The sequence below is a fragment of the Achromobacter mucicolens genome (assembly GCF_902859725.1).
Classification (GTDB): domain Bacteria; phylum Pseudomonadota; class Gammaproteobacteria; order Burkholderiales; family Burkholderiaceae_B; genus Achromobacter; species Achromobacter mucicolens.
Map to the genome: position 1 here is coordinate 40129 of NZ_CADIJP010000023.1, position 12794 is coordinate 52922.

The following is a 12794-nucleotide window of genomic DNA, read 5'->3' on the forward strand; positions in this document are numbered from 1 at the left end:
TCGGGTTTCACCGTGTCAGGTCAGCGGTAGGACTCATCAAGACAATCAAATGAACGCGGCTTTGAAGCCGCGTTTTTCGTTTCTGTTTTCGTTTTTCAGTTCCAAGAACCCCAGGAAGCACTCCCGATGGTACAGATCACATTGCCCGATGGTTCGCAGCGCCAATTTCCGGGACCGGTCACGGTCGCCGAAGTGGCGCAATCGATCGGTACGGGCCTGGCGAAGGCTGCCCTGGGCGGCCGCGTGACGTTCGACGGCGCGGAATCCAAGCTCGTCGACACCAGTTTCCGCATCGCGCAAGACGCCCGTCTGGCCATCGTGACGGCCAAGGACGCGGACGGCCTGGATCTGATCCGCCACTCGACAGCTCACCTGCTGGCCTACGCCGTCAAAGAGCTCTTCCCGGACGCCCAGGTCACCATCGGCCCCGTGATCGACAACGGCTTCTACTACGACTTCTCCTACAAGCGCCCCTTCACGCCCGAAGACCTGACGGCCATCGAAAAGAAAATGGCCGAACTGGCCAAGAAGGACGAAGTCGTCACGCGCGAAGAATGGTCGCGCGACGACGCCGTCGAATTCTTCAAGGGCATCGGCGAAAAGTACAAGGCGGAAATCATCGCCTCGATCCCGTCCAACGAGACGCTCAGCCTGTACCGCGAAGGCGACTTCATCGACCTGTGCCGCGGCCCGCACGTGCCGTCCACCGGCAAGCTCAAGGTCTTCAAGCTGATGAAGGTTGCCGGCGCCTACTGGCGCGGCGACAGCAAGAACGAGATGCTCCAGCGCATCTACGGCACCGCCTGGGCGACCAAGGAAGAACAGGAAGCCTACCTGCACATGCTCGAAGAGGCCGAGCGCCGCGACCACCGCAAGATCGGCCGCGAACTCGACCTGTTCCACTTCCAGGACGAAGCCCCGGGCCTGATCTTCTGGCACCCCAAGGGCTGGACCCTGTGGCAGCAGGTCGAGCAGTACATGCGCAGCGTGTACCGCGACAACGGCTACCAGGAAGTCAAGGCGCCGCAGATCCTGGACATTTCGCTCTGGAAGAAGACGGGCCACTGGGACAACTACCGTGAAAACATGTTCACGACCGAGTCCGAAAACCGTGTCTATGGCCTGAAGCCGATGAACTGCCCGGGCCACGTGCAGATCTTCAATGCGGGCCTGCATTCCTACCGCGAACTGCCCCTGCGCTACGGCGAATTCGGCCAATGCCACCGCAACGAGCCCTCCGGCTCGCTGCACGGCATGATGCGCGTGCGCGGCTTTACGCAGGACGACGGTCACATCTTCTGTACCGAAGAGCAACTGCAGGACGAATGCGCCGATTTCACGGCGCTGCTGCAAAAGGTCTACCGCGATTTCGGCTTTACCGAAGTCCTGTACAAGGTCGCCACGCGCCCCGAAAAGCGGATCGGCACGGACGAAGTCTGGGATACGGCCGAAGCCGCCCTGATGGAAAGCCTGCGCCGCACGGGCTGCGAATTCGAAATCTCGCCGGGCGAGGGCGCCTTTTACGGCCCGAAGGTCGAATACACCCTCAAGGACGCCATCGGCCGGCACTGGCAGTGCGGCACGATCCAGGTCGACTTCTCCATGCCCGTGCGCCTGGGCGCCGAGTACGTGGACCAGAACGACCAGCGCCGCCCGCCCGTCATGCTGCACCGCGCGATCCTCGGTTCGCTCGAGCGCTTCATCGGGATGTTGATCGAAAACCACGCTGGCGCCATGCCGCCGTGGCTGGCGCCGGTGCAAGCAGTTGTGTGCTGCATTTCCGAACCTTCGGCCGATTATGCGGCGCAAATCACGCAAAGCCTGAAAAAACAAGGCTTTAGAGTTGAGTCCGATTTGCGCGGTGAAAAAATCACTCGTAAAATTCGGGAACACAGCCTGCAAAAGGTGCCGTACATTCTTGTCGTCGGCGACAAGGAAAAGCAAAACGGCACTGTTGCCGTACGCGGACTGGGCGGCCTGGACCTTGGCGCCATCCCCTTCGACGACTTCGTTTCCCGGTTGTCCGACGACGTGGCCGCCCGCCGCGACGTCCAACCGACTTGATAGCAGCGCTGCTTAACATTTCTAGGAGCTTTCAACATCGCCACTGAAAAAGCCAATCGCATCAACGGTGAAATCCGCGTCCCCGAGGTGCGCCTGATAGGTCTGGACGGAGAACAGCTGGGCATCGTCAAGATTGCCGACGCCTTCCGTCTTTCCGAGCAAAACGACGTGGATCTGGTGGAAATCGCGCCGAACGCCGAGCCCCCGGTCTGCCGTTTGATGGACTACGGCAAGTTCAAGTACCAAGAGCAAAAGCGCCAGGCCGAAGCCCGCTCCAAGCAAAAGGTCATCCAGGTCAAGGAAGTCAAGTTCCGCCCGGCGACCGACGAGGGCGACTATCAGGTCAAGCTGCGCAACCTGCGCCGCTTCCTCGAGGAAGGCGACAAGGCCAAGGTCACGCTGCGTTTCCGCGGCCGCGAAATGGCTCACCAGGAACTTGGCATGCGCGTCCTTGAACGCGTGCGCGACGATCTCCTGGAGCTTGCCCAGGTCGAAGCCATGCCCAAGCTCGAAGGCCGTCAGATGGTCATGGTGCTGGCGCCGAAAAAGAAGGCTGTGCCTGCAGGCAAGCCTGAATCGGCAGCCTGAGTCCCAGCCGTACCGACAGGCAGGGCCCAGCCGCCCATTCCTGCAACCCGCCGTGTCCGTCTCGTGACCGGCGGGTTCGCTTATTGGCTGGCTCTACGCTACGATGTCACAAAGCATAGCCGCCTTCCCAGCAGGGGAGGCGGCGTCCGTTCAGGGTGTCGCGATGCACGTTTTGTTCGTTTTGGATCCCTTGCCGCTGCTCAAGGCGTACAAGGATAGTTCGGTCGCCATGATGCGTGCCCTCGTGGCGCGCGGCCATACGCTCAGCGTGGCCATGCAGGGCGACCTCTACATCGAGGCGGGCGTCGTCAAGGCGCAGACCACCCCGATCGAGCTCGTCGCCGATGCCGACCTGCACGGCCACGACTGGTGGCGCGAATCCGTCCCTCAGGATCTGCCGCTGGCGGATTTTGGCGCGGTCGTGATGCGCAAAGACCCCCCGTTCGACATGGAATACGTGTATTCCACGCATCTGCTCGAATACGCCGAGGCTCAGGGCGCCTGCGTGTTCAATGGGGGCGCGGCCATCCGCAACCACCCCGAAAAACTGGCGATCACCGAGATCAGCGAGTTCACCGCCCCGACGCTGGTGACCCGCAACATGGCTCGCCTCAAGGCGTTCCACGACAAGCACCAGGATGTCATCGTCAAGCCGCTGGACGGCATGGGCGGCACGGGCGTGTTCCGCCTGCAGCCCAAGGATCCCAACCTGAACGCCATCCTGGAAACGCTGACCGACAACGGCGCGCGCACCATCATGGCGCAGCGCTTCATTCCGGACATCGTCAAGGGCGACAAGCGCATCTTGCTGATCGGCGGTGAACCCGTGCCGTATTCGCTCGCGCGCATCCCGTTGGCTGGCGAAACGCGGGGCAATCTGGCCGCAGGCGGCCGCGGCGTCGCCCAGGAACTCTCCCCTCGGGACCGCCAGATCGCCGAAGCCGTGGCGCCCAAGCTGGCCGCCCGCGGCCTGCTTCTGGTTGGCCTGGACGTCATCGGCGACTTCGTCACGGAAGTCAACGTCACCAGCCCCACCTGTTTCGTCGAAATTGCCGAGCAGACCGGTTTCGATGTGGCCGGCATGTTCGTGCAGGCGCTCGAGAAAGCGGTGGCGGCCAAGGCCGCAGGCGCTGCCGCCGTCGCAGCCTGATTTTCCGGAACCGACATGACTACGGGTATTGTGATCGTCGTGCATGCGCCCCTGGGCGCCGCAATGCGCGAATGCGCCAGCCACGTCATGGGCGATCTGGACGGCATGCTGGCTATTCACGATATCCAGCCCGAAGATCAGCCCGACGACCTGGCGCCGGATGTCCTGAAAGACATCCTTGAACAGGACCACGGCGCGGGCGTGCTGGTGCTGACCGACCTGATCGGCGCCACGCCCGCCAATATTTCCAAGCGCGCGGTCGCCGACGCGCAGGCCCAGGGCATCCAGTGCTGTGTGCTCGCGGGGCTTAACACCCCGATGCTGTTGCGCGCGTTGACCTACCGCAACCTGCCGTTGGCTGAAACCCGCGAAAAGGCGCTTGCCGGCGGCGTGCAAGGTGTCTTGCGGGTAGACTGACGGGCATAAAATTGCCCTATTATGTCGGCTATTATTTCAAGCCGACGATCGGTTCGACGATTGGCTGCGATCAACACTGCGGCATGGTCCGCGGTCACCATCTTTCCTATGCCTAATACTGACATTGTCATCAGCAACAAACTGGGATTGCACGCTCGGGCCGCGGCCAAGCTGACGCAGCTTGCCAGCAAGTTTTCCAGCGAAATCTTCATTTCGCGCGGTGCGCAGCGCGTGAACGCCAAGAGCATCATGGGCGTCATGATGCTGGCGGCCGGTCTGGGCGTCACGGTCAAGCTCGAGGCCTCCGGCAGCGATGCCGAGCAGGCCTTGTCCGAAATCGAAACTCTGTTCGACAGCAAATTCGGTGAGCAGGAATAAAACGTCTTCTGAAGCTGCCGGCCCGGCTCGGGCCGGTTCGCCTGCACCCGCGACCGGCGCGCCCGCTGCTGGCGCGCCCCACGGGGCTGGCTCTGCCAGCCCCGTTGTGTGTCTGTACGGCAAGGGCGTCGCCAAGGGGTACGCCATCGGCCGCGCCGTGGTCATGGGCGCAGCCGCCCTTGAAGTGGCGCACTACCGGATCTCCCCGGAAGACGTGCCTGCCGAGAGCGCACGCCTGACCGAAGCGCTGGCGTCGGCGCAGCAGGAACTGCTGCAACTGGCCGACACGCTTCCGGCCGACGCGCCGCGCGAACTGGGCGCGATGCTCAATGTGCACAGCCTGCTCCTGGGCGATCCGCTTCTGGCCGAACAGACGCTTGCCCTGATCGCCGAGCGTCACTACAACGCCGAGTGGGCGCTGACGACGCAGGGCCAGATCCTGGGGCAGCAGTTCGACGCCATGGAAGACGAGTACCTGCGCGAGCGCGGGGCGGATGTGCGCCAGGTGATCGAGCGCGTGCTGCACGTCCTGGCCGGCACGTCGGCGATCCTGCCCGACATGTCCCACATGGGCGGCGACGATGCCCTGGTGGTGGTGGCGCACGATATCTCTCCCGCCGACATGCTGCGCCTGCGCGGCGGCCGGTTCGCCGCCTTCGTCACCGACCTGGGCGGCCCGACGTCTCACACCGCGATCGTGGCGCGCAGCATGGGCGTGCCCGCCGTGGTCGCCATGGGCAACGTGCGCGAGCTCGTTCGCGACGGAGACATGCTGATCATCGACGGCTCGGTCGGCGCGGTGGTGGTCAACCCGTCCGACCGCATCCTCCAGGAATACCGCCGCCGCCAGGCCGCGTACGCAGACGAGCGCGCCGAACTGAGCCTCCTGCGCGACGAGCCCTCCGTCACGCTGGACGGCATCGACATCGTGCTGCACGCCAACATCGAGCTGCCGGACGAAGCCGCGCTGGCGCTGGCGTCCGGCGCGCATGGCATCGGACTCTTTCGCAGCGAATTCCTCTTCATGGGCCGGCCAGACCTGCCCGGCGAAGAAGAGCAGTACGAGGCCTATGCGTCGGTCGTCAAGGTGATGGCCGGCCGTCCGGTCACGATCCGTACGCTGGACATCGGCTCGGACAAGACGCTGGACGGCGAGGCCACCGTGGCCACCAACCCCGCTCTGGGACAGCGCGCCATCCGCTATTGCCTGGCGCGTCCCGAGATGTTCGCGACTCAGCTGCGCGCCATCCTCAGGGCGTCCGCCCACGGCCCGGTGCGCCTCTTGATCCCGATGATCGCGCACATGCACGAAGTCGTGGCTGCCAAGGCCGCCATCGAATCCGCCCGCCGCGAACTCGATGCCCGTGGCCAGGCCTATGCGCCACACATGGAAGTGGGGGCGATGGTCGAGGTGCCCGCGATCGCCATTGCGATCGAACCCTTCGCCCAGGCGCTGGATTTCCTGTCCATCGGCACCAACGACCTGATCCAGTACACGCTTGCCATCGACCGGGGTGACCACGACGTGGCGTCGCTGTACGATCCGCTGCATCCGGCGGTGCTGCGCCTGGTCGCCAACACCATCAATGCGGGCGAACGCGCGGGCAAGCCGGTCGCGGTCTGCGGCGAAATGGCGGGCGATTCGCGCATGACGCGCCTGCTGCTTGGCCTGGGCCTGACCGAGTTCTCCATGCACCCGCAGCAGCTCCTGGACGTGAAACGCGAGGTGCGCCGCGCGCATTCCAACGCGCTCCGCATCAAGGTGGCCTCGGCGCTGAACCGCGCCTTGCCCGTCGACCTGGACGCCCTCGGCCCGGCTTGATTCGTCCTTCGCGGCAGTGACTGAACCGGGTGTCAGACACCCGTGGAGTCGCCGCAAGCAGACGACCCTTCCCGCCGGGTGTCTGACACCCTCCCAAGCAAGCTGACAAAAAAAGAGCCCTTCATGATGAAGGGCTCTTTCATTTTCCATCCCGCCCCGCCGCAGGGCGCGGCGGGAGCGTCGCAGCAGCTTAGCTGTGATAGGCGGATTCGCCGTGGCTGGTGACGTCCAGGCCTTCGCGCTCCTGGTCTTCCGGCACGCGCAGACCGCACAGGGCGTTGGCGATCTTGTAGGCAATCCATGCCACCACGCCCGACCACACGACCGTCAGCAGGACGCCTTCGAGCTGCACCCACAGTTGGTGGGCGATCATGCCGGGCTCGGCCAGGCCGGGGCCGCCGAAGACCTGCGCGTTGAACACGCCGGTGAGCAGGGCGCCGACAATGCCGCCCACGCCGTGGATGCCGAACACGTCCAGCGCATCGTCAGCACGCAGCAGGCGCTTCAGGCCATTCACGCCCCAGACGCAGACCACGCCGGCAACCACGCCGATGATCAGGGCGCCCACCGGACCGACCAGGCCGGCGGCAGGGGTGATGCCGACCAGGCCGGCGATGGCGCCCGACGCGGCGCCCAGCATCGAGGGCTTGCCCTTGATGGCCCATTCCGTGAACAGCCAGGCCAGGACGGCGCCCGCCGTGGCGATCATGGTGTTGAAGAAGGCCAGGGTGGCGTTCTCGTTGGCGGCCAGAGCCGAACCCGCGTTGAACCCGAACCAGCCCACCCACAGCAGGGCGGCGCCCACGAACGTCATCGGCAGGTTGTGCGGCTGCATGGCTTCGCGGCCGTAGCCCACGCGCTTGCCGACCACATAGGCGCCGACCAGGCCAGCCACGCCAGCGTTGATGTGCACCACGGTGCCGCCGGCGAAGTCCAGCGCGCCTTGGGCATTCAACAGGCCGGGCGCCGTTTCAGAGGCGAACCACACCATGTGCGCAATGGGGATGTAGGCGAACGTGAACCAGATCACCGTGAACACCAGCACAGCCGAAAAGCGAGCGCGCTCGGCAAAGCTGCCGACCACCAGGGCGCAGGTGATGCCGGCGAACGTGGCCTGGAACGAGGCGAACAGCAGCTCGGTCAGGGTGTTCGACATGGCATACGTGCCGTCGGCCGGGTTGAACATGCCAGAGAAGAAGGCGCGCGAGAGCCCGCCGAAGAACGCGTTGCCCTCGGTAAACGCGAGGGAGTATCCATAGATGAACCAGAGAACCAGGCCCAGCACGAACGTGCACAACACTTGCAGCAAGACGGACAGCACGTTTTTGCTGCGCACCAGGCCGGCGTAGAACATGGCCAGGCCGGGTACGGCCATCATCAATACAAGCAGGGTAGAGACGAGCAACCAGGAGATATCTGCTTTATCCATTTTCAGGCTCCATTGAGGCTTTATTTATTTACAGCGCAGCTTCGCCGGCTTCGCCAGTTCTGATACGGATGACTTGTTCAAGGGGGGCGGCGAAGATCTTGCCGTCGCCGATCTTGCCGGTGCGAGCGGCTTGTTCGATCGCTTCGATGACCTGATCGACAAGGTGATCAGGCACGGCGGCCTCGACCCGCAGCTTGGGCAGGAAGTCCACGGCGTATTCCGCGCCGCGATAGAGTTCGGTGTGGCCCTTCTGGCGGCCAAAGCCTTTGACTTCGGTGACGGTCAGGCCCTGGACCCCGATCCCGGACAGAGCCACCCGCACTTCGTCGAGCTTGAAGGGCTTGATGATGGCGATGATGAGTTTCATGGCATTTCCTCTCATGGTTGCACGCACCCTGGGTAAAGCAATATCCGTGCCATGTTGGACAGCGCCGGGCGCGGCCGGGAAAGGCGCAAATGTTGTGCGGAAAGGCACCATCATGGTGCGCAATGCACCGTGGGGCGGCCTCTTTTTGGTGCGCAACAATGGGTATCCCCGCCATGCAACCAGATGTATGCCGCACGAAGGATTTGTAGCCATTTAATGCGGACGTGTCGGGCACGTCCGCGTGCAAGCCGCCGCATCCGCCGGTGCGTTGCGCCGGCTCCGCAGGCCGCTCAGCGTTACCGGCTGCGGCTCCGCGCATGCAGCGCGGGTTTCGGGGATGGCCGCGTTTGCCCCAAAGCGCCGCTAATTGGGGTGCGAGCCTGATACGAGGGTTTACACCGATCGGCTTGTTGGCAGGGGTGGGGTCGAGAAGAATCGAAACCAGGACGTGTATCGGGCAAATGACCGATGCACAGCGCGGTCTCAGCGACCGGCGGCAAGGCTAGTGGTGTTGGTAGGGGGTTGCCGTCAGGCAGCCCGGTTTTCTCCTGTGCTTTGAAGGGCGGTCACCGCATGCGGCCCGCCCTTTTTTTTGCGGCGGCGCAAGCCGCGCGGCCTGAACCCGGCAACCAACGCACTACACTTGAGGCATCCGGAACATCGAGAGGCAACTATGAACAATCGCACCCAGTGGATGGAAGACCTTCAGAAGAACATTTCCGACCTGATCGCGCGAAGCCCGGCGGCTGACGTGGAGCGCAATGTGCGCGCCATGATGACGCAGGCGTTTTCCAAGCTGGATCTGGTCACCCGCGAAGAGTTCGACGTGCAGGCGGATCTGCTTGCCCGCACGCGCGCCCGCGTCGATCAACTGGCTGCCCAGGTGCAGCAGATGGAACAGCGCCTGAGCGGGCTGGACAAGGGGCCGGCCACAGGGCTGGACAAGTAAGCAAGCCCCGCGCGCCCGCTTTGCGCGGGCCCTGCGCGAGATCGTTTTGTCACGGCCGCTTCCCGCGGCCGTTTGTTTTTTGCGGATACAGGCGGCCCGAACCATCCGGAGACCGTCGTGACGCTTGCCGTACTTGCCAGCCGGGCCCTTTGCGGCATGCATGCCCATGCGGTCCGCGTGGAAACGCACCTGGGGCCTGGGCTGCCGGGTTTCAACGTCGTCGGGCTGGTCGACACCGAAGTCCGCGAAAGCCGCGAGCGGGTCCGGGCGGCCATCATCAATAGCGGTTTCGAATTCCCGGCGGGGCGCATCACCGTCAACCTGTCGCCGGCCGACATGCCCAAGGAGTCCGGCCGCTTCGATCTGCCGATTGCGCTGGGGGTGCTGCTGGCGTCCGGGCAGTTGGCTGCCCCTGCGCAAGACGGCGCGCCTGCCGGCGCGCCGGAGCCCGCGCTGGCCGGGTTGGTGCTTGCAGGCGAACTTTCCCTCACGGGGGCGCTTGTGCCCGTCGCCGCGCCGCTGGTGATCGCCCTGAGCGTCGCCCGGGACGCGCCCGACGCCACGCTTATCCTGCCAGCCGGCAGCGCCGAGCAGGCCGCCTGGGTTCCCGGCTTGCGCGTGCTGTCGGCCCGCTGCCTGGCGGACGTGGCAGCCCACGCGGCGGGCGCCTGCCTGCTACCCAATGCGGTGCCCGCGCCGTGGCCGCCCGCCGCGCCCGTCCCCTGTCTGTCGGATGTGCGAGGCCAGGCGGGCGCCCGGCGGGCGCTTGAAGTCGCGGCGGCGGGTGGCCACAGCCTGTTGATGCTGGGGCCGCCTGGAGCGGGCAAGAGCATGCTGGCCGCACGCCTGCCGGGCCTGCTGCCGCCGCTTGAGCGCAATCAGGCGCTTGAAGCGGCGGCCGTGGCGACGATGGCCGGAATGCCCGATACGCTCACCGGGCAGCCGCCGTTCAGGGCGCCGCACCATTCGGCGTCGGTAGCCGCGCTGGTCGGCGGCGGCGGCCGTCCGCGGCCCGGCGAAATCAGTCTGGCGCACCACGGCGTGTTGTTTCTGGACGAGCTTCCGGAATTCAGCCGCCGCTCGCTCGAGGCGCTGCGAGAGCCGCTGGAGGCGGGCAGGGTGGTCATCTCGCGGGCGTTGCACGCCGCGCAGTTTCCAGCCCGTTTTCAGCTCGTGGCCGCCATGAATCCCTGTCCTTGCGGCTGGCGCGGCCATCCGGCGCGCACGTGCGCCTGCACGCCGGATCAGGTGACGCGTTATGCAGGCAAGATATCGGGACCGCTACTGGACCGGATCGATCTGCATGTGGCCCTGCCGCCGTCCGATCCCGCCTGGATGACCGCGCCGCCCGGCGAATCGTCGCAAGCCGTCCGCGAGCGTGTGGTCCGCTGCCGTGAACGCCAGATGGCCCGCCAGGGCAAGATCAACGCCGGGCTTGCCGGGGCCGAACTGGACGAATTCTGTGTGATGGATGCCGATGCCCAGGCGCTGCTGCAGCAGGCCATGCGCCGCCTGACAGGCTCGGCGCGGGCGATGCACCGGGCGCTGCGCGTGGCCCGCACGATCGCGGATCTGGACGGCCAGGCGGTGCTGGCGGCCAGTCATGTCGCGCAGGCGGTGCAGTACCGGCGTACGGGGGTATGATCCCCGGGCGGTGTCGGCCCTCCGATCCCGTTGTTCCCGGCGTACGCACTGGCTCGACAAAGTCCGGGAAATCACCATATAATCAAAGGCTTTTCCGGATGTGGGTCAGTTTTGTCCGCCTTCGGGAAACAATCGCGAAACCGCTTGGCCGGATGCTTTACCGAATCGATGCACTTCGTTCGGAACCGGCTTGTCAGATTTCGCGACCCCCAGAAGTGGCAACAGGTCTACAAGTTTTGGCGTCTTTGGCGCCAAGCACCTGGCGTCATGTAAATCAACAATGCGTGTTTTAGTTTAGGGAATCATCATGCCCAAGATGAAAACCAAGAAAAGCGCCTCCAAGCGCTTTAAGGTGCGCGGCAGCGGCTCCATCAAGCGTGGTCAGGCGTTCAAGCGTCACATCCTGACCAAGAAGACCACCAAGGCCAAGCGTCAACTGCGCGGCTCTGCGGCGGTTCATGACTCCAACGTGGCCTCCGTCAAGGCCATGATGCCTTTCGCTTGATCTAAGGGAGATCTACTATGCCTCGCGTCAAACGCGGCGTAACTGCCCGCGCACGTCACAAGAAAGTCATTGCCGCCGCCAAGGGTTACCGTGGCCGCCGCGGTAATGTGTTCCGTATTGCCAAGCAAGCAGTCATGCGCGCTGGCCAATACGCCTACCGCGACCGCCGCAACAAGAAGCGTACGTTCCGCGCTCTGTGGATCACGCGTATCAACGCGGCCGTCCGTGAGCATGGCGTCAGCTACAGCGTGTTCATCGCTGGCCTGAAGAAGGCTTCGATCGAACTCGACCGCAAGGTCCTGGCCGATCTGGCCGTGCGCGACAAGGCCGGCTTTGCCGCCATCGTGCAGCAAGCCAAGGCTGCCTTGGCTGCCTGATCGCGCGCTTTAACTCATCGCGCATCGCTGCAAACGGGGCTGTAATGGCCCCGTTTGCGTTTTGAAGGCTGGATTTCATGACTCGATTGGTTGACGACCTGGTAGCCCAGGCGCAAGAACGGTTCGCCGCGGCTACGGATGCCGCCGCGCTTGAGAACGCAAAAGCTCGCTTCCTGGGCAAGGAAGGCGCCTTGACGGTGCTGCTCAAAGGCCTGGGCAAGCTCGATCCCGAGCAGAAGCGAGAGGCCGGCGCACGAATCAACCAGGCCAAGCAGAAGATCGAAGAGCTTCTGACCTCGCGCCGTGCCGAACTGGCGCAGGCGGAGCTGGATGCTCGTCTGGCATCCGAAACCATTGACGTCACCCTCCCGGGCCGCGGTCGCGCGCCGGGCGGTATCCATCCGGTGATCCGGACCTGGGAACGCGTGGAAGAAATCTTCCGTTCCATTGGCTTTGACGTGGCCGACGGTCCCGAAGTGGAAAACGACTGGACCAATTTCACCGCATTGAACAACCCGCTGGACCATCCGGCGCGTTCCATGCAGGACACGTTCTACGTCGACATGAACGACGCGGACGGTCTGCCGCTGCTGCTGCGCACGCACACCAGCCCCATGCAGGTGCGTTATGCCCGCATGCACAAGCCGCCCATCAAGGTCATCGCGCCCGGGCGCACCTATCGCGTCGACAGCGACGCCACGCACTCGCCCATGTTCCACCAGGTGGAAGGGCTCTGGATCGCCGAGGACATCTCGTTTGCCGACCTGAAGGGCGTGTACACCGATTTCCTGCGTTGCTTCTTTGAAAGCGATGATCTGGTCGTGCGATTCCGTCCGTCGTTCTTCCCGTTCACGGAACCGTCCGCCGAGATCGACATGATGTTCACCTCGGGACCCAACCGCGGCCGCTGGCTGGAGATCTCCGGTTCTGGCCAGGTGCATCCGCAGGTGGTGCGCAATTTCGGGCTGGATCCCGAGCGCTACATCGGCTTTGCTTTTGGCTCCGGACTCGAGCGCCTGACGATGTTGCGCTACGGCGTCAACGATCTGCGCCAGTTCTACGAAGGCGATTTGCGCTTCCTGCGCCAGTTCAACGAATAACAGA

At 64.4% G+C, this 12794-nt stretch carries 13 protein-coding genes; 11 read left to right on the forward strand and 2 right to left on the reverse strand.

Features of this window, described 5'->3' with window-relative positions:
- The first annotated feature begins 126 nt into the window (after positions 1–126).
- The 6 genes from thrS to ptsP all read left to right on the forward strand — a co-directional run bounded on the left by thrS (position 127) and on the right by ptsP (position 6419).
- Complete coding sequence (gene thrS / locus HV786_RS23765) at positions 127–2064, forward strand: threonine--tRNA ligase (protein ID WP_128827977.1); 1938 nt, start codon at positions 127–129, stop codon at positions 2062–2064.
- A 36-nt stretch (positions 2065–2100) separates the two neighbouring features.
- Complete coding sequence (gene infC / locus HV786_RS23770) at positions 2101–2652, forward strand: translation initiation factor IF-3 (RefSeq protein ID WP_076812461.1); 552 nt, start codon at positions 2101–2103, stop codon at positions 2650–2652.
- A gap of 163 nt (positions 2653–2815) precedes the next feature.
- A complete protein-coding gene (gene gshB / locus HV786_RS23775) occupies positions 2816–3802 on the forward strand; it encodes a glutathione synthase (protein WP_128827978.1) in 987 nt (328 codons plus the stop codon).
- Positions 3803–3817: 15 nt separating this feature from the next.
- Entirely contained in the window at positions 3818–4219 is a 402-nt protein-coding gene (locus tag HV786_RS23780; protein WP_056315884.1) for a PTS sugar transporter subunit IIA, read from the forward strand.
- A gap of 108 nt (positions 4220–4327) precedes the next feature.
- A complete protein-coding gene (locus HV786_RS23785; RefSeq protein WP_006387993.1) occupies positions 4328–4597 on the forward strand; it encodes an HPr family phosphocarrier protein in 270 nt (89 codons plus the stop codon).
- Positions 4598–4709: 112 nt separating this feature from the next.
- On the forward strand, positions 4710–6419 hold the full coding sequence (gene ptsP / locus HV786_RS23790) for a phosphoenolpyruvate--protein phosphotransferase (RefSeq protein WP_128828397.1): 1710 nt from the start codon (positions 4710–4712) through the stop codon (positions 6417–6419).
- 190 nt (positions 6420–6609) lie between these two features.
- Here the strand turns inward: ptsP and amt are convergent, their stop codons facing one another.
- Both amt and HV786_RS23800 read right to left on the reverse strand, forming a co-directional pair.
- Complete coding sequence (gene amt, locus HV786_RS23795) at positions 6610–7848, reverse strand: ammonium transporter (RefSeq protein ID WP_056315887.1); 1239 nt, start codon at positions 7846–7848, stop codon at positions 6610–6612.
- Between the two features lie 28 nt (positions 7849–7876).
- Positions 7877–8215 carry a P-II family nitrogen regulator gene (locus HV786_RS23800; protein WP_006218735.1) on the reverse strand — a complete coding sequence of 113 codons (339 nt, stop codon included), beginning with the start codon at positions 8213–8215 and terminating at the stop codon, positions 7877–7879.
- 673 nt (positions 8216–8888) lie between these two features.
- On the opposite strand from HV786_RS23800, the gene HV786_RS23805 reads away from it, so the two are divergent.
- The 5 genes from HV786_RS23805 (at position 8889) to pheS (ending at position 12790) form a co-directional block, all read left to right on the forward strand.
- On the forward strand, positions 8889–9164 hold the full coding sequence (locus HV786_RS23805; RefSeq protein WP_128827979.1) for an accessory factor UbiK family protein: 276 nt from the start codon (positions 8889–8891) through the stop codon (positions 9162–9164).
- A 117-nt stretch (positions 9165–9281) separates the two neighbouring features.
- Complete coding sequence (locus HV786_RS23810; RefSeq protein ID WP_175211945.1) at positions 9282–10808, forward strand: YifB family Mg chelatase-like AAA ATPase; 1527 nt, start codon at positions 9282–9284, stop codon at positions 10806–10808.
- A 307-nt stretch (positions 10809–11115) separates the two neighbouring features.
- The gene (gene rpmI, locus HV786_RS23815) at positions 11116–11313 is read left to right on the forward strand and encodes a 50S ribosomal protein L35 (protein ID WP_008159912.1); all 198 of its coding nucleotides are present in this window, start codon (positions 11116–11118) and stop codon (positions 11311–11313) included.
- A gap of 17 nt (positions 11314–11330) precedes the next feature.
- Entirely contained in the window at positions 11331–11690 is a 360-nt protein-coding gene (gene rplT, locus HV786_RS23820) for a 50S ribosomal protein L20 (protein ID WP_006218741.1), read from the forward strand.
- A 77-nt stretch (positions 11691–11767) separates the two neighbouring features.
- Positions 11768–12790 (forward strand): phenylalanine--tRNA ligase subunit alpha, encoded by a 1023-nt coding sequence (pheS, locus tag HV786_RS23825; protein WP_056315894.1) that lies wholly within the window; start codon positions 11768–11770, stop codon positions 12788–12790.
- Positions 12791–12794: the final 4 nt, after the last annotated feature.

Coding starts and splice junctions, on each gene's coding strand:
- HV786_RS23805 (WP_128827979.1), top strand. CDS start 8,889: ATGAACAATCGCACCCAGTGGATGGAAGACCTTCAGAAGAACATTTCC.
- pheS (WP_056315894.1), top strand. CDS start 11,768: ATGACTCGATTGGTTGACGACCTGGTAGCCCAGGCGCAAGAACGGTTC.
- HV786_RS23785 (WP_006387993.1), top strand. CDS start 4,328: ATGCCTAATACTGACATTGTCATCAGCAACAAACTGGGATTGCACGCT.
- gshB (WP_128827978.1), top strand. CDS start 2,816: ATGCACGTTTTGTTCGTTTTGGATCCCTTGCCGCTGCTCAAGGCGTAC.
- HV786_RS23780 (WP_056315884.1), top strand. CDS start 3,818: ATGACTACGGGTATTGTGATCGTCGTGCATGCGCCCCTGGGCGCCGCA.
- amt (WP_056315887.1), bottom strand. CDS start 7,848: ATGGATAAAGCAGATATCTCCTGGTTGCTCGTCTCTACCCTGCTTGTA.
- thrS (WP_128827977.1), top strand. CDS start 127: ATGGTACAGATCACATTGCCCGATGGTTCGCAGCGCCAATTTCCGGGA.
- rplT (WP_006218741.1), top strand. CDS start 11,331: ATGCCTCGCGTCAAACGCGGCGTAACTGCCCGCGCACGTCACAAGAAA.
- HV786_RS23800 (WP_006218735.1), bottom strand. CDS start 8,215: ATGAAACTCATCATCGCCATCATCAAGCCCTTCAAGCTCGACGAAGTG.
- rpmI (WP_008159912.1), top strand. CDS start 11,116: ATGCCCAAGATGAAAACCAAGAAAAGCGCCTCCAAGCGCTTTAAGGTG.